The organism is Blautia sp. An249 (assembly GCF_002159835.1).
Lineage (GTDB): Bacteria > Bacillota > Clostridia > Lachnospirales > Lachnospiraceae > Blautia_A > Blautia_A avistercoris.
Genome location: NZ_NFJL01000001.1, coordinates 55,408 through 73,703 on the forward strand (window position 1 = coordinate 55,408; position 18,296 = coordinate 73,703).

The 18,296-nt window shown below is 44.6% G+C and carries 21 protein-coding genes and 1 pseudogene; 19 read left to right on the forward strand and 3 right to left on the reverse strand.

Annotated features, from left to right (window positions below):
• Positions 1–66 precede the first annotated feature (66 nt).
• The 12 genes from B5F53_RS00270 to B5F53_RS00325 all read left to right on the forward strand — a co-directional run bounded on the left by B5F53_RS00270 (position 67) and on the right by B5F53_RS00325 (position 10,341).
• Positions 67–495, forward strand: coding sequence for a GNAT family N-acetyltransferase (locus tag B5F53_RS00270; RefSeq protein ID WP_442856278.1), 429 nt, complete (start codon positions 67–69; stop codon positions 493–495).
• Between the two features lie 67 nt (positions 496–562).
• Complete coding sequence (locus tag B5F53_RS00275; RefSeq protein WP_087218032.1) at positions 563–1,996, forward strand: FAD-dependent oxidoreductase; 1,434 nt, start codon at positions 563–565, stop codon at positions 1,994–1,996.
• Positions 1,989–2,897 carry a tocopherol cyclase family protein gene (locus B5F53_RS00280; RefSeq protein WP_087218035.1) on the forward strand — a complete coding sequence of 303 codons (909 nt, stop codon included), beginning with the start codon at positions 1,989–1,991 and terminating at the stop codon, positions 2,895–2,897. The genes B5F53_RS00275 and B5F53_RS00280 overlap by 8 nt, the downstream gene beginning before the upstream one ends.
• 603 nt (positions 2,898–3,500) lie before the next feature.
• Complete coding sequence (locus B5F53_RS00285; protein WP_087218038.1) at positions 3,501–3,878, forward strand: GntR family transcriptional regulator; 378 nt, start codon at positions 3,501–3,503, stop codon at positions 3,876–3,878.
• Positions 3,865–4,734 carry an ABC transporter ATP-binding protein gene (locus tag B5F53_RS00290; protein WP_087218041.1) on the forward strand — a complete coding sequence of 290 codons (870 nt, stop codon included), beginning with the start codon at positions 3,865–3,867 and terminating at the stop codon, positions 4,732–4,734. Before B5F53_RS00285 ends, B5F53_RS00290 begins: the two co-directional genes overlap by 14 nt.
• A complete protein-coding gene (locus B5F53_RS00295; RefSeq protein WP_087218044.1) occupies positions 4,727–5,443 on the forward strand; it encodes a hypothetical protein in 717 nt (238 codons plus the stop codon). Before B5F53_RS00290 ends, B5F53_RS00295 begins: the two co-directional genes overlap by 8 nt.
• A 219-nt stretch (positions 5,444–5,662) precedes the next feature.
• The gene (locus B5F53_RS00300; RefSeq protein WP_087218047.1) at positions 5,663–6,211 is read left to right on the forward strand and encodes a flavin reductase family protein; all 549 of its coding nucleotides are present in this window, start codon (positions 5,663–5,665) and stop codon (positions 6,209–6,211) included.
• Positions 6,212–6,215: 4 nt separating this feature from the next.
• Positions 6,216–6,839: a TetR family transcriptional regulator gene (locus B5F53_RS00305; protein WP_087218050.1), complete on the forward strand. Its 624-nt coding sequence runs from the start codon at positions 6,216–6,218 to the stop codon at positions 6,837–6,839.
• Positions 6,840–6,904: 65 nt separating this feature from the next.
• A complete protein-coding gene (locus tag B5F53_RS00310; protein WP_087219012.1) occupies positions 6,905–7,438 on the forward strand; it encodes a flavodoxin family protein in 534 nt (177 codons plus the stop codon).
• 22 nt (positions 7,439–7,460) lie between these two features.
• Entirely contained in the window at positions 7,461–8,405 is a 945-nt protein-coding gene (locus B5F53_RS00315; RefSeq protein WP_087219015.1) for an aldo/keto reductase, read from the forward strand.
• A gap of 173 nt (positions 8,406–8,578) precedes the next feature.
• Positions 8,579–9,415 carry a DUF362 domain-containing protein gene (locus B5F53_RS00320; RefSeq protein WP_334293646.1) on the forward strand — a complete coding sequence of 279 codons (837 nt, stop codon included), beginning with the start codon at positions 8,579–8,581 and terminating at the stop codon, positions 9,413–9,415.
• Between the two features lie 23 nt (positions 9,416–9,438).
• On the forward strand, positions 9,439–10,341 hold the full coding sequence (locus B5F53_RS00325) for a permease (RefSeq protein WP_087218055.1): 903 nt from the start codon (positions 9,439–9,441) through the stop codon (positions 10,339–10,341).
• Positions 10,342–10,387: 46 nt separating this feature from the next.
• On the opposite strand, the gene B5F53_RS00330 is transcribed toward B5F53_RS00325, so the two are convergent.
• Together B5F53_RS00330 and B5F53_RS00335 are read right to left on the reverse strand one after the other, a co-directional pair.
• Entirely contained in the window at positions 10,388–10,711 is a 324-nt protein-coding gene (locus B5F53_RS00330; protein WP_087218058.1) for a winged helix-turn-helix transcriptional regulator, read from the reverse strand.
• A 457-nt stretch (positions 10,712–11,168) separates the two neighbouring features.
• The gene (locus B5F53_RS00335) at positions 11,169–12,056 is read right to left on the reverse strand and encodes a Fic family protein (protein WP_087218061.1); all 888 of its coding nucleotides are present in this window, start codon (positions 12,054–12,056) and stop codon (positions 11,169–11,171) included.
• Positions 12,057–12,383: 327 nt separating this feature from the next.
• Between B5F53_RS00335 and acgA the strand changes: the two genes are divergently transcribed.
• From acgA to rhuM, 5 genes and pseudogenes are all read left to right on the forward strand, one after another.
• A complete protein-coding gene (gene acgA / locus B5F53_RS00340) occupies positions 12,384–12,578 on the forward strand; it encodes an ACGX-repeat peptide (protein WP_087218065.1) in 195 nt (64 codons plus the stop codon).
• 75 nt (positions 12,579–12,653) lie between these two features.
• Positions 12,654–13,685, forward strand: coding sequence for a radical SAM/SPASM domain protein, ACGX system (acgM, locus tag B5F53_RS00345; RefSeq protein WP_087218068.1), 1,032 nt, complete (start codon positions 12,654–12,656; stop codon positions 13,683–13,685).
• Positions 13,686–13,687: 2 nt separating this feature from the next.
• On the forward strand, positions 13,688–14,311 hold the full coding sequence (locus B5F53_RS00350; RefSeq protein ID WP_087218071.1) for a 4Fe-4S binding protein: 624 nt from the start codon (positions 13,688–13,690) through the stop codon (positions 14,309–14,311).
• A gap of 65 nt (positions 14,312–14,376) precedes the next feature.
• Positions 14,377–15,249, forward strand: coding sequence for an SIR2 family NAD-dependent protein deacylase (locus tag B5F53_RS00355; RefSeq protein WP_087219018.1), 873 nt, complete (start codon positions 14,377–14,379; stop codon positions 15,247–15,249).
• Positions 15,250–15,453: 204 nt separating this feature from the next.
• Positions 15,454–15,678: pseudogene (gene rhuM / locus B5F53_RS20775) on the forward strand (RhuM family protein); the annotation flags it as partial.
• A 12-nt stretch (positions 15,679–15,690) separates the two neighbouring features.
• Here the strand turns inward: rhuM and B5F53_RS00365 are convergent.
• The gene (locus B5F53_RS00365) at positions 15,691–16,521 is read right to left on the reverse strand and encodes a sialate O-acetylesterase (RefSeq protein WP_087218074.1); all 831 of its coding nucleotides are present in this window, start codon (positions 16,519–16,521) and stop codon (positions 15,691–15,693) included.
• Positions 16,522–16,616: 95 nt separating this feature from the next.
• Here B5F53_RS00365 and B5F53_RS00370 point away from each other — a divergent pair, with 95 nt between their 5' ends.
• Complete coding sequence (locus B5F53_RS00370; RefSeq protein WP_204246883.1) at positions 16,617–17,396, forward strand: protein-ADP-ribose hydrolase; 780 nt, start codon at positions 16,617–16,619, stop codon at positions 17,394–17,396.
• A 129-nt stretch (positions 17,397–17,525) separates the two neighbouring features.
• The gene (locus tag B5F53_RS00375; protein ID WP_087218080.1) at positions 17,526–17,999 is read left to right on the forward strand and encodes a flavodoxin; all 474 of its coding nucleotides are present in this window, start codon (positions 17,526–17,528) and stop codon (positions 17,997–17,999) included.
• Positions 18,000–18,296: the final 297 nt, after the last annotated feature.

An 18,296-nucleotide genomic window follows, 5' to 3' on the forward strand; every position in this document is an offset into this window, starting at 1 on the left:
TGCAAGTACGCACTATTAAGATAGATACTATCAAAAAAAGAGGTGTATTGTTTGGAAATCAGGGAGATGGAAAAGAATAAGAAACAGTTTCTGTCCCTGCTGCTGCTGGCAGATGAACAGGAAAATATGATAGACCGGTACCTGGATAGAGGAACGATGTATGTGCTGGATGACAATGGAGTAAAAAGTGAATGCGTTGTCACAGACGAAGGAGAGGGGATACTGGAAATCAAAAATATTGCCACGAAACCAGGCAGCCAGAGGAAGGGATATGGAAAGAAATTAATTGAATTTCTTGCAGATAAATACCATGGACAATATAAACTGTTGCAGGTGGGGACAGGAGAGAGTCCATATACCATTCCCTTTTATGAAAGGTGCGGCTTTGTGCGCTCCCACAGCATTAAAAATTTTTTTACGGATCATTATGACCATCCCATTTATGAAGACGGAATTCAGTTAATTGACATGATTTATCTACGCAGAAATATTTAATATCCGGGCGTGTATAAACCTTACTCAGCGGGAAATGTTATAGATAAAAGCGTTGAGGAGGCAGATAATGGAATCCATTTGGTGTAAGACCTGTGATATAAAGAGATACCCGGAGCTTGAGGGGAATGTGAAAACAGATGTGGTCGTAATCGGCGCAGGTATGGCAGGGATTCTGACGGCATGGCAGCTTGAGCAGGCGGGTGTGCATACGGTGGTGCTGGAAGCGGATACAATCGGGGCGGGACAGACGCAGAATACCACAGCAAAGATTACTTCGCAGCATGGGATGTTCTGTCATTCTTTTATAGAGAAAAAGGGGAAGGAAACGGCAGAGAAATATGTTCAGGCCAATCAGGCTGCGGTAGAAGAATATAAACGGATTATGAAAGAACAGGAGATTGCCTGTGATCTGAGCGAGAGGGATGCTTATGTCTATTCCGGGGAGGAAGAGAAATTAAGACAGGAGGCAGAGGCAGCACAGAGTCTGGGAATAGACGCATCATTGGAACGTCAGATTGAAGTTCCGGTATCCTGTGCCGGCGTGGTGCGTTTCCCGGGGCAGGCGCAGTTTCATCCTCTGAAGTTTCTGGGAGCACTGGCAGAGAAATTAAAGATCTACGAACATACTCCGGCAACAGAAGTGAATGAAAATTTGGTAAAGACACCCCGCGGGAGTGTAAAGGCAGATAAAATTGTATTTGCCACACATTTTCCTTTTATTAATTTTCCGGGACTGTATTTTGCCAGGATGCATCAGGAGAGATCCTATGTGATCGCACTGGAAAATGCAGGGAAAATTTCCGGAATGTATATAGGAGACGGGGAGAACTCTCTTTCTTTCCGGCAGTATGAGAACTATCTGCTGTTGGGAGGAGCGGCGCATCGGACGGGAGAGAACCGTACAGGAGGACGTTATGAAAAACTGAAAGAGGCTGCCGGGAAACTGTTTCCGCAAAGTTCTGTGGCTGCCTGCTGGTCAGCCCAGGACTGTATCACAGCAGATAAAATTCCATTTATCGGACCGTACGCCGCAGATCGTCCCAACTGGTTTGTGGCAACGGGATTTCAGAAATGGGGGATGAGTTCGTCCATGGTATCCGCTATGCTGTTAAGAGATCAAATCTGTGAAATCAGAAACCCCTTTGAAGAAGTATTTGCTCCGTCCAGATTCTCCATGGAGGAAATTCCTCAGCTTATGAAAGACGGAGGAAAAGCCGTAAAAGGACTGACGAAACGGTTCTTTCATCTTCCTTCTGAGACGGTAAATGCCCTGGAACCGGGACACGGAGCTGTTGTGGAGACTCCTTTGGGAAAAGCCGGGGTATATAAATCAGAAAAAGGGGAAGTTTTTCAGGTGGATGTGGTCTGCCCGCATATGGGCTGTGAACTGTCATGGAATCCGGATGAACGCTCCTGGGACTGTCCCTGTCACGGTTCCCGGTTTGACTGTGAGGGAAATCCGATGGAAGGTCCGGCACAGGAGGGAATCCCATATGAATGATTATTTCTACGGATGGTATTTCCGATGTCAGGGAAAAGAAGGATGTGCGGCGGTGATTCCGGCGGTACATCTGTCTTCGGAAAAACGTTCCTGTTCCATTCAGGTAATCACAGAGAAGGGGAGTTTTTACAGAGAGTTTCCGGTTTCCCGATTTCGGCTGAACCGGAAAAAAGGAGTTATGCAGATTGGAGAAAACCTGTTTTCTTCAAAGGGAATCCGTCTGAACATGGAGGCCTTCCGGACAGAAGAGGAAAAACAAAAGAATACCGGAAAGCAGGATAAGAAAGCAGAAAAGAAAAGCGTGACGGTCCGCGGGGCTTTGCGATTTGGGGAATTTGCCAGACCTAAGTACGATATTATGGGGCCGTTTGCCTGGATTCCCGCAATGGAATGCCGGCATACGGTTTACAGTATGAGACATCGGGTGGATGGGTATCTGAGAGTGGATCAGGAGAAGCTGATTTTCCAAAAGGGAGCGGGCTATATGGAAGGGGACAGCGGACACTCCTTTCCGGAAAAATATATCTGGACACAGCAGTTTTTCCCCCGGGGTTCATTTATGACTGCGGCCGCGACTGTTCCTCTGGCCAAAGTGGGTTTTACGGGAACGGTGGGCTTTCTTTTTACCGGGAAGAAAGAGTATCGTTTTGCAACGTATTTAGGAGCCGTGGTCGAAAAGATGGAAAAGCAAAAGCTGGTGATACGTCAGGGACGTTACAGACTTTATATCCGCTTTTCAGAAACCAGTGGAAATATGCTAAAGGCTCCGGAGAGCGGGAATATGACCCGGAGGGTGCGGGAAAGTGTGGCCTGCAATGCAGAGTATCTGTTAAAGCGGGGAAACCGGACACTACTGCATGTGAAGTCAGGGAAAGCCGCAGCAGAGCGGGATGTCAGATAAATATAGAGGAGATGAGGTGGTCTTTACGACTCCGGCTTACGGGCCGGAGTTATTTTATGCAATAGGAAATTCCGCCGGATTTCCTATTGCATAAAAATCGCTCCGCTGTGGATGCGACCAGATGCATTTGGAATTATGACTGCCTGCGGCAGTCTGCATCTGGCGCGCAAAGAGTACAAGTCCCTCATGAGTGAGGGATGTAGGGAGTTGAAGAGGACTTGTCCTCTTTGTTCTTATGTAATAGGATTAGGGTGTCAAAAGCCGCTCTTTTTTTCTATACTTGGCAAAATGCACAAAATATCCTTCCGCGCGAAGCGCACAAAAACACTCCGATGAGCCTCCGAAACCGGAAATCGTGTTCAGCAAAGGCTTCCACGATTCCCTGAGTCTCATCTCCATTGTGCGCAAAGTCGCGACGTCCGGATGATTTTGTGTATTTTACCGAAACATAATTCCAGAAGAGGCTTCTGACACCCGAATCGTAATAGGAAATCCCGTCGGATTTCCTATAAAACCTATTGACAATCTATGATATATCGGTTATGATAAATGCAAGTTAGTTAGTTACTCAAGTAACAAACATACAAACTAAGGAGTGATAGTGTGCGCATAGATACAAATTCGGAAAAACCGATTTTCATTCAGATAGCAGAACAACTGGAGGATTCCATATTCACCGGGGTTTTTCCGGAGGGATCGAAAGTTCCCTCTACCAATGAAATTTCCGCGTTGCTGAATATTAATCCCCATACGGTCCTGAAAGGGATGAATATGCTTGTGGATGAAGAAATTATTTATAAAAGGAGAGGTCTGGGAATGTATGTGAAAGAAGGGGCAGTCAGTAAGATTCGTGCGAAACGGCAGGGACAGTTTTTTGAACAGTACATAGCCACGTTAGTTGCTGAGGCATCGAAGCTGAACATGTCAAAAGAAGAAGTTATCCGGCTGATAGAAAGGGGTTATGAAAATGAATACAATTGAGATCAGGAATATAACGAAAAAATATAAGGATGTTACCGCCCTTGACAATGTCTCTTTCTCCTTTGAATACGGGAAAATTTATGGGTTTTTAGGAAGAAACGGTGCGGGGAAATCTACCTTGATTAACATTATTGCCAACCGTATTTTTGCAGATGAGGGTGAGATTCGGATTGATGGTTTAACGGCCAGAGAAAATATGCAGATCCATGAAAAGATTTTCTGCATGAGCGAGGCGGATCTGTATTCCACAGGTTTAAAAATCAGAGATCAGTTTAAATGGATTGACCGTTTTTATGAAGCGTTTGATTTGGAAAAAGCCTTTGAGACTGCAGAAAAATTTGAACTGAATGTGAACAAAAAATATAAACAGCTTTCCAAAGGGTATCAGTCCATTTTCAAATTAACGGTGGCTCTGGCGCTTAAGGTACCGTATGTGATTTTTGACGAGCCGGTGCTGGGGTTGGACGCCAACCACAGAGAACTGTTTTATCATCTTTTACTGAAAGAATATGAAGAAAGCGAACGAACCATTATTATTGCCACCCATCTGATTGAAGAAGTATCCCACCTGATAGAGGAAGTGGTGCTGATTGACAAAGGAAAAATACTGCTGCAGGACAGTGTGGAAAATCTGATGGAATCCGGATACAGTGTATCCGGCACTATGCAGGAGGTAGACGCTTACTGTAAAGGGAAGAATGTAATCGGCTGTGACGAACTGGGCGGATTGAAAATTGCCTATGTGCTGGGAGAAAAATCACCGCTGCCCCAGGAAAGTCACTTGCAGATTTCGGCCATAAATTTACAAAAGCTGTTTGTAAAACTGACAGAGAAAGGCGGGAAGGAAGATGAATAAATTAAAGGCGGTTATTCAATTTGAATGTATGACTTCATTTAAGTATATCTGGATTTTCTATGGAATTCAGTATGCAGTCGTTTTACTGGCGACGCTGATCGTGAGGGTCAGTGTCGATAACGCAGAATATATCGGGGTCAGTGGTCTGGAGACAAATACCTTTATTTATGTTGGGATTCTGGGAATGCTGGGATATAGTGAAGACTTTAAAATGCTGATACAAAACGGTTTTACCCGCAGATACATATTTATCGCCTGCGTTGCCATGTTTGGCTTTATATCAGGATGCATGGCTCTGGTAGATACAGTAGTGGGAAATGTGCTGCATTATGTTCTGCCCGGATACCAGTCTATATACGGCGGTTTATACGGATATGAAAATATTCTGCTAAACTGGCTGTGGCTTCTGCTTCTGTATATGCTTCTATGCAGTCTGTTTTATCTGGCTGTTCTGGTAGTGAATAAGGCAGGAAAGATCCTGTCCATTTCCCTGGGAGTTATCATTGGCAGTGTTGGATTGTTAGTTATGACTCGATTTGCTTTATCCGATTCCGCAGCAAATAAAGTGAGTGTGTTTCTGATGAAGGCCTTTGGCTTTATGCCGGACGGTACCATCAATCATTTTCTGCCTTTACTGACAATGCTTTTGCTGACAGTGGCTGCAGGCGCCGGCGCTTACGGGGTAATACGTAAAACAGAACTGAAATAATCCAGGTCTTTTGAGAAAAGTCTGTATACCTAAATGGGTGTATGGGCTTTTTCTTTTGCTGTTTAAAGAAGAAAAAGCAATGGGAAAGGCAGCTTTAAGCGGCAGTCCGAAAACAAAACTGACATAATGTCAAAATAAGTATTGACACGATGTCAGAAAAGTGGTATGTTGTAGATACTGACACAGAGTCAGAATAGATTAAAAGAGGAGTGATTGAAAATGAAGAAAAATATTGGTTCTCAATTGGCATTATATCCCACTCCCGTAACGGTCATCGGGGCAATGAATGGAGAAAGGCCCACATGGACACTGGTGGCGCATGTGGGAATTATCGGTCACGATCGGGTGCTGGTCAGTCTGGCAGCCCCTCATTTCATTAATCACTGTATTAAGGAGACCAGGAAACTTTCCGTCAATATCGTGGATGAGGAACTTCTTCCTTTGGCGGATTACAGCGGTTCTGTCAGCGGAACGAAAGAAGATAAAGGTGGGCTGTTTGCCTATACAAAGGGAGACGCAGGAACGCCAGTCATCGAAAGAGCACCTCTTACAATGGAATGTACCGTTGAAGACGTATACAATACAAAGGGATTCGAGAGTTTCATCTGTACCATTGACGGAACGTATGTGGAAGAAACACATCTGGATGAAAAAGGGAAGATTAATTATGGTTCCCTTAAGCCCGTGCTGTTTGAATTCCCGACGTATGAATATTTAAGAACAGGCGATGTGATTGGGAAATGTCTGTCCTTTAAAAATAAGGAGTGAGAATATGCCTAAAGGATCACCGGAGCGTACACAGGCAAGAAGAGAAGAAATTATTCATGCCTGTTCAAAACTGTACGAGACCATGGGTTTTAAAGAAATAACCATTAAAGAAATTGCAGCGTTTACCTCTTTTACCCGCCCTTCTATTTATAACTACTTTCAGACGAAGGAAGAAATTTTTCTGGGACTTTTGCAGCAGGAATATGAGCTGTGGACAGAGGAGCTGGACAGGATTTCCTTTTCCGGAAAGGGCAGTTCCAGACTGGAAGCGGCGGATAAGATTGCCCGTACTTTAGAGAACAGAGAGCTGCTTTTAAAACTGTTGTCTACCAATCTGAAAGAGATGGAACAGAACAGCCGACTGGAAAATCTGGTGGAATTTAAGAAAGCATATGGAGGGTCTATTCAGGCTGTCCGGGACTGTTTAAAGCGTTTCTGTCCGGATATGGAAGAGGCAGAGCGGGAAGAATTTGTCTATTCTTTTTTTCCGCTGGTATATGGAATTTATCCTTATGCTGTCGTTTCGGATATGCAGCGTGAGGCAATGAAGCAGGCAGATATAAAGTATCAGTACATGACGATTTATGAGCTTGCTTATCTTGGAGCAAGAAGACTGTTAGGGGTGTAAATTTGGAAGTGAACTTCCAAATCTACCATTATTGGCGCAGCCAGTGCGCCATGAAAGGAGTAAAAATGAAGATTGTTGTAATAGAGGGAAGTCCTCACAAAAAAGGATCTTCCAATCTGCTGGCAGAACAGTTTATGGAGGGTGCGAAAGAAGCCGGGCATACGGTCGGTGTCCTGGATGCAGCCCATATGAACATCCATCCGTGCATAGGATGTGAGCATTGCGGGATGGACGGAGACTGTGCATGGAATGACGATGTGGTGCAGATAAAAGAGGCATTATTGTCGTCAGATATGGCAGTTTTTGTGACACCGGTTTACTATTTTGGAATGTCGGCGCAGTTAAAAATGGTTATTGACCGTTTTTACAGCTATACAATGAAACTTTCCGGGAAAAGGCTGAAAACAGCCCTTATTGCGGCTGCCTGGGACAGCGATGAGGATGTTATGCCCTGCCTGGAAGCTCATTACCAAAAACTGTGCAGATATATGAACTTCGAGGACTGCGGCAGGATCCTTGGAACAGGGTGCGGAACGCCGTCCATGACAAAGAGAAGCATACATATGAAAGAAGCTTATCAGTTGGGAAAATCGTTATAAACGGGAAAGGATGGAAAAAGAGATGGATAAGAACAGAAACTTACCCAAAATCGCAATGGGTGCATGGGCCTGGGGCGATGACGGAACATTTGGAGGAGTTCATACGGCAGAAGCGATGAAACCGGTCTTTGAGGCAGCGATGAAAAACGGCCTGAATCTCTGGGATACGGCGTACGTATATGGTATGGGAACGTCAGAAAAGACGCTGGGCAGTTTTTTGAAAGAGCTTCCCAGAGATTCCTATTATTTATCCGATAAGTTTACGCCTCAGTGTGCTGACAGGAAATCAAATACCCCTGTCGCGGATATGCTGGAGACACAATACCGTTTATTGGAAACAGATTCCATGGACATTTACTGGATTCATAACCCTGTGGATGCACCTCATTGGACGAAAGAGCTGGCAAAGTATTTTGAAGGCAGGGAAAACGTCCCCATGCTGGGAATATCCAACCATAATCTGGCGGAAATCAAAGAAGCGGCCCGGATTTTAAAGGAACACGGATTAAGACTGTCTGCAGTACAAAATCATTACAGTCTTTTAAACCGTACTTCGGAAAGTTCCGGGATTTTGGAATACTGCAGAGAAAATGGGATGATATTCTTTGCCTATATGGTTCTGGAGCAGGGTGTTTTATCTGGTAAATACGATGTCGGACATCCGCTGCCTCAGGGAAGCGACAGGGGCGAGGTGTATAACGAAATTCTGCCTAAGGTAGAACCGCTGCTTGAAAAAATGAGAGAAATTGGAAATGAAAAAGGTGTTTCCCCGGCACAGATAGCTACAGCATGGGCGATTGGAAAGGGAACTCTCCCCATCGTCGGCGTAACGAAAATAAAGCATGTGGAGGATGCCGTAAAGGCACTGGAAATTTCTTTAAATGAGGAAGAAACTAATGCTCTTGAGCTTCTGGCTGACCAGGCAGGTGTAAATACGATTCGTTACTGGGAAAAAGCGATGGAATAATCCGGGGAGGTATGCCAATGAAAAAATGGACTTCCGTTTTTCTGACTCTGTTTTTGCTGTTTGGCCTTTCTGCCTGCAGTCAGAGTACAGAAAAAGCAGAGGATACAAAAGAGCAGGAAAGAAGAAAAGAAAATGGCACGGAACAGGTTTCAGCTGATGCTCCAAAGGTGTATATGACCACAGATATTAGCCCCCAGGGGCTGCAGGCGCTCTATGAGGCTTTAGGGGCTAAACCTGCGGGAAAAGTGGCGGTAAAGCTCTCCACCGGAGAAAACGGGAGCAATTACCTGCGGCCGGAACTGATTGGAGATTTGGTGCGGGGACTGGACGCAGCCATAGTAGAATGTAATACGGCCTACGGCGGACAGCGTGCCAGCACAGCCATGCACTATCAGGTTGCGGAGGATCACGGATATACAGAAATTGCAGAAGTGGATATTATGGATGAAGAGGGTTCCATGGTGCTTCCGGTGACCGGGGGAAAGAACCTGACAGAGAATTATGTGGGTTCCCACTTCGCCAATTATGATTATTATGTAGTGCTTTCTCATTTCAAGGGCCATGCTATGGCCGGATATGGAGGAGCAGTCAAAAATATTTCCATCGGTATTGCCTCCTCTGAAGGAAAAAGTCATATTCATACGGCCGGACAGGGAGGCAGCATGTGGACCGCGGATCAGGATTCTTTTCTGGAATCCATGGCTGAGGCAGGCAAATCGGTGGTCGATTATCTGGAGGGAAATATTCTGTATATCAATGTGATGAACCGGCTTTCTGTTGACTGTGACTGCGATGGAAATCCGGCAGAACCGGACATGCATGATATAGGGATACTGGCTTCTTTTGATCCCGTTGCTGTGGATCAGGCCTGTATTGATCTGGTTTACGATGCAGAGGACGGCCAGTCCCTTATTCAGCGCATTGAGTCCAGAAACGGCCTGCATACACTGGAATGGGCGGAGCAAATCGGACTGGGAAGCCGCGGCTACCAGCTTATATCTGTTGACTGACACAGAGAGAGGGAGGTGCCTGTATGGAAATCCTGCAGAGAGAACTGATTTATCTCTGGTACTACTTTTGCATACAGCTGGAACAGATTTTTCCTTACTGGGTATTGGGCATGGGGATTGGTTCCCTTATCTCTGTCTTTGCCAGAGATAAAATCCATCGGTTATTTGAAAAAATGGGGAACAGGAAACTGGGGATCTCCGGAATTGTTATCGCATGCATTCTCGGGATTCTTTCCCCTCTTTGTATGTACGGAACCATTCCCATTGCCGCTTCCTTTTCTCAGAAAGGGATGCGCAGTGACTGGCTGGCTGCTTTTATGACGGCTTCTTTGCTTTTAAATCCTCAGTTATTGATTTACAGTATGGCGCTTGGACAAACAGCGTTTTGGGTGCGGCTGTTATCCTGTTTTTTCTGCGGTACAGCGGCCGGACTGCTGGTATTTCTCTTCTTCAGAGAAAAGGAATTATTCAATTTTACCGACTTTGCCGCGCCGAAAACCCGGGACACAGATCCCCGTCCTTTCTTTCGGCTGGCAAAGAATTTCGGGCGCAATATAAAAGCCACAGGTCCTATGTTTCTACTGGGGATTGTCCTGTCAGCGCTGTTTCAGCGCTATGTTCCGGCTGAGACTTTTGCGGGGCTTTTCGGAAAAGAAAATGAAGGGTTTGGTATCTTAATGGCCGCCACAATCGGCGTTCCTTTATATGCCTGCGGAGGAGGTACTATTCCTCTTCTCCAGCAGTGGCTCTGGGACGGAATGTCTATGGGAAGCGCCGCCGCCTTTATGATTACCGGTCCGGCAACGAAAATTACGAATCTTGGGGCAGTAAAAATCGTACTGGGCATCCGCCATTTCCTTCTTTATCTGGCATTTATCATGATCTTTGCCCTAATGACCGGTTTCACTGTAAATCTGATTCTTTAAATCACAGGGGAATCCCTGGGAGAGTATGTAAAAACAGAGAAAAGCCTTAGTGTGTATTTTTATAATTACGTCCCCATTCTTCCATTGCGTCCAGAATCGGGCGCATGGACTCTCCCAGATCGCTTAAAGCATACTCCACCCGGGGAGGCACTTCCGGATAGACAGTACGGGTAATGATTCCGTCTTCTTCCATAGAACGAAGGCTGTCAGTTAATACTTTCTGGCTGATTCCTTCTAAATCTTTTTTCAATTCATTAAAGCGCCACGGCCGCTGCAGTAAATTTCTTATAATCAGTATTTTCCATTTGCTGCCAATCAACTGAACAGTAGTTGCCACAGGGCAGGCGGGCAGTTCTTCTTTCGTCAGCATCAAATCCCTCCTTTATGGTAATTTCGTACTGTGAAAATCAAGGTCTCTGTCATACTGGTATATTATCATATCCCCCGATATTATTCTAAGCGATTCCTTAAAGTTGTTCCATCTGTTCAGCGGGAAATACAATTCTCTGATATGACTTGAAGTTCCGTAGGACTACTTCCAAATTCATATTTCTCACAGAGCATGTTTGAGATAAGAAAGATGTTTTTATCTGTGTCAAACGTATTTTTAATTAGCTCAACGGTATTCTCTGGGCCGGCCCCATCAGCAATGCACTGGCTGCGATATTAAGTGCAGTTATGCTTATTTATCAGTGGAAACGTATCTTTAAGGAGAGATATAATGAGCAGTAAAATCATTTAAACGCAGAGCGTATAACACACTACACATTGTAAGCAAAGTTGTGTGTCAAGGGGCAAGCCCTTGTAAAGTGCTTGCCGCAACTCCTCTACAACATTGCCAAATAACTGTACAGCCTTTCATTCACATACCCTGCAAATAATTTCTCCATTGCTCCTAAATTATGTTTAACATGATATTCATCAAAAGCGTTATAATAGGCAATCCGATCTGTAAATTTAATATCAATCGGCGGATAACCTGCTTTCATCAATTCCAGATTCACAAGTAACCGTCCCGTGCGGCCGTTTCCGTCGATAAAAGGGTGGATGCCCTCAAACTCAATATGAAACTGTGCAAGCCGGGGGATGATATGCTCTGTGCTGTTCCTATAGTCATCCAGCAACTGTTCCATCTTAGGCTGGATAAGATAAGGCTGCACCGGTTCATGCTGCGCTCCCATGATTCTTACCGGAACTCTTCTGTAAACTCCACGGTCATCTTTTTTATCAGCCAGAACCAGATAATGAATCTGTTTGATTACGCGCTCTGATAAAGGCACCTGCTCTTTTACTAAATCCTGTACAAAATAAAAGGCTTCTTTATGTCCCACCGCCTCCATATGATCTTTTAACGGCTTTTTGTCAATCGTCAGCCCGCGCAGTACCATGTCCGTTTCCCGAAGGGTCAGCGTATTTCCCTCAATCGCATTGGAATTATAGGTGTATTCAACTACAAATTCCTCCGTGAGACGTTCCACCTCTCCCTCTGTCAGCGGACGTCTGGAGTTCAATTCTGTTTTTTTTCTGTCAATCATTTCCAATAAATTTTCTGTAGTCTTATATCGTCTATCCTCTGGTTTCTTTGCATTTTCTGGTATTTTCCAGCTACGTCCCTCACGGGTAACGCCTGGTATCTTCCCTTCTGAACAAAGTATCCTTACTCTTCTATCTGAAATGCCCCATTTCTCTGCAGCCTGCTTCACTGTCATGTACATAAATCTACACCTCACTTCAAACAATAGTATACCCTGTTATCGGAACAATATCAACGGTATCGGAACAATATTTTTTACTTATCGGAATAATGCAAAAGTTTTCCATGGTGCGCGTCCATTTTAAAGCCAGCCGCCTTGTGATAAACGGATAACGGCACACACCAAATTTTTTAATCAAGGAGGACATAGGAAATCCAAACTTTTCAGGTTACAAAAAGGTAACTATGTAATAAAAAAGTGCGTACTGTTTTTCTTTTTTTCCATGTTCTACAATAAGACCATGGAACAGGAAATCGTTCCAAAAATGAAAAGCGGAGGTAATATATTATGGCACTTTCTAATTTATTCGGATGGGCGAAGAAACAAGAGGAACCGGCAGCATCTGCCTGTGGAACCGCCTGCGGAGCCGGAGACAAACCGGAAGAGAAACCCGCTGCCTGCGGAACTGCCTGTGGTGCCGGAGACAAACCGGAGGAACAGCCCGCCGCCTGTGGAACTGCCTGCGGAGCCGGAGATAAATAAATCCGGACTCTTATTTCCGGCAGGAGTAAACCTGCCGGAAACAGGATTCAGGTGATTTCAAAGGAGGAAAAGAAGATGAAAGAGTATTTTGCTTTTCAATGGCATATAACAGATGAGTGTGATCAGCGTTGTAAGCACTGTTACATTTTTTCAGAAGATAATTGTAAGAAACCGGAGGCAATGACCTGGAACCAGATGCAGAAAACATTTGAGAACTGTCTTGATTTCTGCCGGACATTCGGACGACTTCCGTATTTTTATATTACAGGGGGCGATCCTATTTTGCATCCGGATTTCTGGAAACTGCTGTCATTGTTTAAAGAGCATGAAATTCCATTTACGATTTTAGGAAATCCATTCCATCTGAACACGCAGGTCTGTCAGAAACTAAAATTCTATGGATGTCAAAAATATCAGCTTTCCCTTGACGGGATGCGAAAAACTCATGACTGGTTCAGAAAACCGGGGTCCTTTGACTGCACTCTGGAAAAAATCCAATGCATCAAAGAGGCAGGGATACGTTCGGTGATTATGACAACCGTATCCGGTAAAAATATCAGGGAAGTTCCGGATATTATTGATACGGTAGTGAAATACGGGGCGGATGTATTTGCCTTTGCCCGTTATTGTCCTACAAGTGAGGAGAAAGAAATAGGAATCACGCCCTTGGAATACCGGGAACTGTTAGACCTCTGTTATAAAAAATTCCGAAAATATGAAGATGAGGGATGTTCTACTTATTTTAACAGAAAAGATCACCTCTGGACCCTTTATGAATATGAAGAGGGAATCTTTAAAATTCCCGAAGACGCTCAGGAGGGAATGATTTACGGCGGGTGCAATTGCGGAAACTGCCATATGACCATTCTCCCCACCGGAGATATTTATGCCTGCAGACGAGTACAGAACAGTAAAGTCGGAAACGTATTGAAAGACCGTATATCCGATGTCTGGGTCTGCCGGATGGAAGAATACCGGGACTATGGAAAGTTTGAAAAATGCTCCAGATGTGAATTACTGGCCTGGTGCCGGGGCTGTCCGGCAGTAGCGGCAGGAAAGGACGGCAACTTCTATGGTGTGGATCCCCAGTGCTGGAAAGAGGTGTAAAAATGGATGCACAGACTTGTCTGAAAAAACTGCAGTATGTGGGCGTATTAAATTTTGCCACGGTTGGGCTGGATAAATCTCCCCAGGTGCGGTGTATCAGCGCCGTTCATTACGAACCGGATGCATTGTATTTTTTTACTGCCAGAGGAAAGGAGTTCTGCAGAGAACTGCTGCATGACGGTCAGGTGCAGATCCTGGCATATACCAGATACAAAGAGATGATCCGCGTATCAGCAAAAGCGGTTGTAGTTCCCGAAGAAGAACAGAAAAAATACAGAGAACTGATTTTTCAGGAACAGCCCTATCTGGCTAATGTATATCCTGGTTCCACAAGGGAAATCGGAATCATATTCTGTGTCCGGGATATGCAGATAGAATATTTTCATCTGGGAGTTCATCCCATTTTCCGTATGCAGTATACTATAGGAAACGGTGAGAAAAAACCGAAAGGTTATACGATTACCGGGGACTGTATCGGATGTGGAACCTGTGCGGGGGTATGCCCTCAGGGATGCATTGAACCGGGAGAACCTTTCCGCATTATGCAGGAGCACTGTCTTCACTGCGGGAGTTGTTTAGAGCACTGCCCGGTACAGGCGGTAAGAAATATAAAGGAAGAAGTATGAATTTATTAAGAAGAAAGGCGGTGTATCCAATGCCAGGATGGTGTGTGTCGAAACCCCGGTTTACCATGGATGAAATACGGAGACTGGGTGAAGTCATAGAGCGGGCCGATGCAATTCTTATGGGAGCAGGAGCCGGGCTGTCTGCATCGGCGGGCTTTGATTATACAGGAGTCCGCTTTCAGAAATATTTTTCTGATTTTGCAGAAAAATACGGTTTCAGAGATATGTATTCCGGAGGCTTTTATCCTTATGAAACGTTGGAAGAACACTGGGCCTACTGGAGCAGATATATTTATATTAACCGCTATAGGAACGCCCCAAAACCGGTATATGAAAAGTTGTATGAGCTGGTGAAAGAGAAAGATTACTTCGTTCTGACAACCAATGTGGATCACTGTTTTCAGAAAGCCGGTTTTGATAAGAGCCGGTTGTTTTACACCCAGGGGGACTATGGATTGTTTCAGTGCAGTGTGCCCTGCCATCAGGAGACGTATGATAATGAAACAGTTATCCGTAAGATGGTTGAGGCTCAGGGATACGAAATTGCTGAAAATGGGGAACTGTATCTGCCGGAAGGAAGAAGACCGGAAAGGAAGGTTCCTTCGGAATGGATTCCTTACTGTCCCAGATGCGGAAAACCTATGAGTATGAATCTACGTGCGGATGACACCTTTGTGGAAGATACGGGATGGCGTAAAGCAGCCGGGCGTTATGCAGATTTTCGGCGCAGACATCAGGGAAGAATCCTGCTTTTGGAAATCGCTGTAGGATATAACACCCCGGGGGTCATCAAGTATCCCTTCTGGCAGATGACCTATGAGAATCCCATGGCGGTGTATGCCTGCGTGAATCTGGGGGAGGCCGCCGCTCCCGGGGAAATCGCAGACCGGTCAATTTGTATTGACGGGGATATTGGAGAGACGCTGAAATTTTTATAAAAGTATCTTTACCCGTGCTATTAGATGGGATGTGTGCTTTTCATATTCTTCAAAAATGATATAATTTAAATATTCATTGATATAAAAAATAGGGCGGAGGATAAATACTTGGAAAAAGAAATTGTGTTATTTGAAGATAATGGAATCAAACTGGAGGTTCCGGTAACTCCAGAAGAAGAAACAGTATGGCTCAACCGTGTTCAAATGGCAGAGTTGTTTGACCGAGATGTGAAAACAATAGGTAAGCATATTGCCAATGCCAGACGTGAGGAACTGGAAGGGCAAGTGGTGGTCGCAAAATTTGCGACTACCACTCCTCATGGGGCAGTAGAAGGAAAAACACAGACCCATATGACAGAATTTTATAATCTGGATGTTATCATTTCAGTTGGTTATCGTGTAAAATCAAAACGAGGCGTGGCTTTTCGCAAATGGGCAAATTTACCTGAAACGCCGGGTAAATTCTTCATAAGTAATTTTTCCCAATGCAAGTTCCGACATGGTAAGATACAGTTGTTCTCCCTTCGTATAGGGGCGATTCAGAGCAGGTTCCAGCAGGTTCAGTTCGTTTTTCAGCGGATGCAGTACATGGGTTCTTTTGGAAAAGGCTTCATAATAACGGACTCCGAATTTTCGCTGGGAGACGGCATTGATATGGATTCCGTCAGGATTAGAGGTCAATCCGCGGGCAGTGACGAAATACGTGTTTTTCTGCTCTCTGGCAAATCTCAGCAATTCGCAGTTTATCTGTTCGTATTCGGTACAGTTTCGTCCAAAGCCGTATTTCCCCAGAAAATCTGCCAGACCGCCGATCAGAAAGGGAACGTCTGGAGCATTCAGCTCTTTTCGCAGGGTATCGGAAAGAACTTTTAATTTATCATAATAGGTCTGATAGCGTCCTTCATAGCTGTCATTTTCCCCCTGATGCCATAAAATGCAGATAAGCTCACTGTTCTGGAGAGCAAATTTTGTCTGGAAGACGGCATTTCTGAACAGGATTTTATCTGCAGACCAGTCATCTAAAGAACTTCCGCCTTCGGCACAGGGAATGAGGCCTATTTTTTCTTTTTTATTTTCCAGGCACCACATGGCGGCGAATGAGACAGCAGGGCTGATTCCGGAAACAGGCCTATCATAATTAACAGGTTCTTCCATCATCTGCCATCTTCCGTTTCGGAGCATTTGAATCCGTTCATTACAGATGGCCGGTACTTCTTCTATAAATCCACGGCCGGCCATATTGGACTGGCCAATCATTAATACTGATTTCATAGAAAATTCCCCCTTACAGTAGTTTCAAAAGATTATATCACAGAGAAACTCCGGCAGCAATGGAATTTAGATTTTATAGAAAAGGAGGGGCAAAGGTGACCCATACGGAAAAAAGAGAATATCTGATAAAAGAATTACTGGGGGAACTTCCCCAGTACAGAGACATGGAGATACCAGGGGAGGAAGAGGAGCAGAAACGGCTTCTCAGAAGTCTGATGAATATTCGTTCTCCCCGTCTCATAAGCGATGAGTTCCTTGAAATTCAGGATGAATATTTAAGGGAAGAAGTCGAAAGAAAGGGAGTTACAGACAGTGCGTCTCTGCCGGTTTCCTCCCTTGACAGCCGTCTGGCATTATGGCGGGGAGATATTACCACTTTAAAAATTGATGCCATTGTAAATGCAGCTAACAGCGCTTTAAGGGGATGTTTCATACCCTGCCATTCCTGTGTAGATAATATCATTCACAGTGTGAGCGGTATTCAGCTAAGACTGGCCTGCGATGAATTAATGAAAAAACAGGGATATGACGAACCGACGGGAAAAGCAAAAATCACGCCGGCGTATAATTTACCTTCTGAATATGTAATCCATACGGTAGGCCCTATTGTATCCGGATGTCTGACGGATAAACACTGCAGACAACTGGCAGACTGCTATCAATCCTGCTTAAAGCTTGCCGCAGATAATGGACTGAAAAGTATTGCGTTCTGCTGTATTTCCACAGGAGAATTTCATTTTCCCCAGAAAAAAGCAGCGGAAATTGCAGTAAAAACAGTTACGGACTTTCTGGGTAAAGACACATCCGTGGAGAAAGTAGTATTTAATGTTTTCAGGCAGGAGGATTATGATATTTACCAGAAGCTTATGGGCTAAAGCCAGAAATACCTGAAAGGAATAGTCAGTTACTTAAAATAGGCATTTTACTTTTTGGCTTTTTGGAATTACAATAGAAACATAGTTCACAGACGTTATGTCTGTCTGACAGAAATGGAGGAATAGGGTATGAGTAAAACATTAGTTGCTTATTTTTCAGCCAGCGGTGTGACCGCAAAATTAGCAAAAACACTGGCCGACGCCATCGGGGCAGATTTGCATGAGATAAAGCCGGAGACTCCTTATACGGATGCAGACTTAAACTGGAACAATCCCAAGAGCCGCAGCAGTGTGGAAATGAATGATAAATCTTTCCGTCCCCCGGTTGCCGGAGGAGTAGATCATATGGAGGAGTATGACCGGATTTTCGTAGGTTTTCCTATTTGGTGGTATGTGGCCCCTACAATTATTAATACCTTCCTGGAACAGTACGATTTGGCAGGGAAAACGGTGGTTCCATTTGCAACTTCCGGTGGCAGCGGAATGGGAAATACTAACCGGGAGCTGAAGGATTCCTGTAAAGGAGCCAACTTAAAGGAAGGAAAAAGATTCAGCGCAAATGCAGGAACTTCGGAACTGAAAACATGGGCAGAACAGTTCTGAAACGTATTCTTGGGTAGTATTGTGAATGGATTTTTTAGAAAAACTGGTAGTCTGTTGTGTTGGAGGTGAGAAAGCGAGAACTGTATTTAAGACAGTGACTCTAATCTAATAAAAGGCGAATAAGGACTTGCGTCCTACCGTCAGCTGTGCTATATTGATAATAGAAAAAGGGAAACCAGAGAAGCGGCTACCCTTTATAATTACAACTGTTATTTACAAACAGCCGTCAACTATTGCAGTAGTTGGCGGCTACTTTCGTCTATCCCTGAAAATCTCGTAAACAAGACCGACAAGGGC

What these genes read in the sequence shown, in the direction of transcription:
- B5F53_RS00335 (WP_087218061.1), bottom strand. Translation starts at nt 12,056, where the DNA reads ATGTACATGACAGTGAAGCAGGCTGCAGAGAAATGGGGCATTTCAGAT.
- B5F53_RS00330 (WP_087218058.1), bottom strand. Translation starts at nt 10,711, where the DNA reads ATGCTGACGAAAGAAGAACTGCCCGCCTGCCCTGTGGCAACTACTGTT.
- B5F53_RS00315 (WP_087219015.1), top strand. Translation starts at nt 7,461, where the DNA reads ATGGATAAGAACAGAAACTTACCCAAAATCGCAATGGGTGCATGGGCC.
- B5F53_RS00300 (WP_087218047.1), top strand. Translation starts at nt 5,663, where the DNA reads ATGAAGAAAAATATTGGTTCTCAATTGGCATTATATCCCACTCCCGTA.
- B5F53_RS00320 (WP_334293646.1), top strand. Translation starts at nt 8,579, where the DNA reads ATGACCACAGATATTAGCCCCCAGGGGCTGCAGGCGCTCTATGAGGCT.
- B5F53_RS00350 (WP_087218071.1), top strand. Translation starts at nt 13,688, where the DNA reads ATGGATGCACAGACTTGTCTGAAAAAACTGCAGTATGTGGGCGTATTA.
- B5F53_RS00325 (WP_087218055.1), top strand. Translation starts at nt 9,439, where the DNA reads ATGGAAATCCTGCAGAGAGAACTGATTTATCTCTGGTACTACTTTTGC.
- acgA (WP_087218065.1), top strand. Translation starts at nt 12,384, where the DNA reads ATGGCACTTTCTAATTTATTCGGATGGGCGAAGAAACAAGAGGAACCG.
- B5F53_RS00290 (WP_087218041.1), top strand. Translation starts at nt 3,865, where the DNA reads ATGAATACAATTGAGATCAGGAATATAACGAAAAAATATAAGGATGTT.
- B5F53_RS00275 (WP_087218032.1), top strand. Translation starts at nt 563, where the DNA reads ATGGAATCCATTTGGTGTAAGACCTGTGATATAAAGAGATACCCGGAG.
- acgM (WP_087218068.1), top strand. Translation starts at nt 12,654, where the DNA reads ATGAAAGAGTATTTTGCTTTTCAATGGCATATAACAGATGAGTGTGAT.
- B5F53_RS00280 (WP_087218035.1), top strand. Translation starts at nt 1,989, where the DNA reads ATGAATGATTATTTCTACGGATGGTATTTCCGATGTCAGGGAAAAGAA.
- B5F53_RS00295 (WP_087218044.1), top strand. Translation starts at nt 4,727, where the DNA reads ATGAATAAATTAAAGGCGGTTATTCAATTTGAATGTATGACTTCATTT.
- B5F53_RS00355 (WP_087219018.1), top strand. Translation starts at nt 14,377, where the DNA reads ATGGATGAAATACGGAGACTGGGTGAAGTCATAGAGCGGGCCGATGCA.
- B5F53_RS00375 (WP_087218080.1), top strand. Translation starts at nt 17,526, where the DNA reads ATGAGTAAAACATTAGTTGCTTATTTTTCAGCCAGCGGTGTGACCGCA.
- B5F53_RS00270 (WP_442856278.1), top strand. Translation starts at nt 67, where the DNA reads ATGGAAAAGAATAAGAAACAGTTTCTGTCCCTGCTGCTGCTGGCAGAT.
- B5F53_RS00365 (WP_087218074.1), bottom strand. Translation starts at nt 16,521, where the DNA reads ATGAAATCAGTATTAATGATTGGCCAGTCCAATATGGCCGGCCGTGGA.
- B5F53_RS00310 (WP_087219012.1), top strand. Translation starts at nt 6,905, where the DNA reads ATGAAGATTGTTGTAATAGAGGGAAGTCCTCACAAAAAAGGATCTTCC.
- B5F53_RS00305 (WP_087218050.1), top strand. Translation starts at nt 6,216, where the DNA reads ATGCCTAAAGGATCACCGGAGCGTACACAGGCAAGAAGAGAAGAAATT.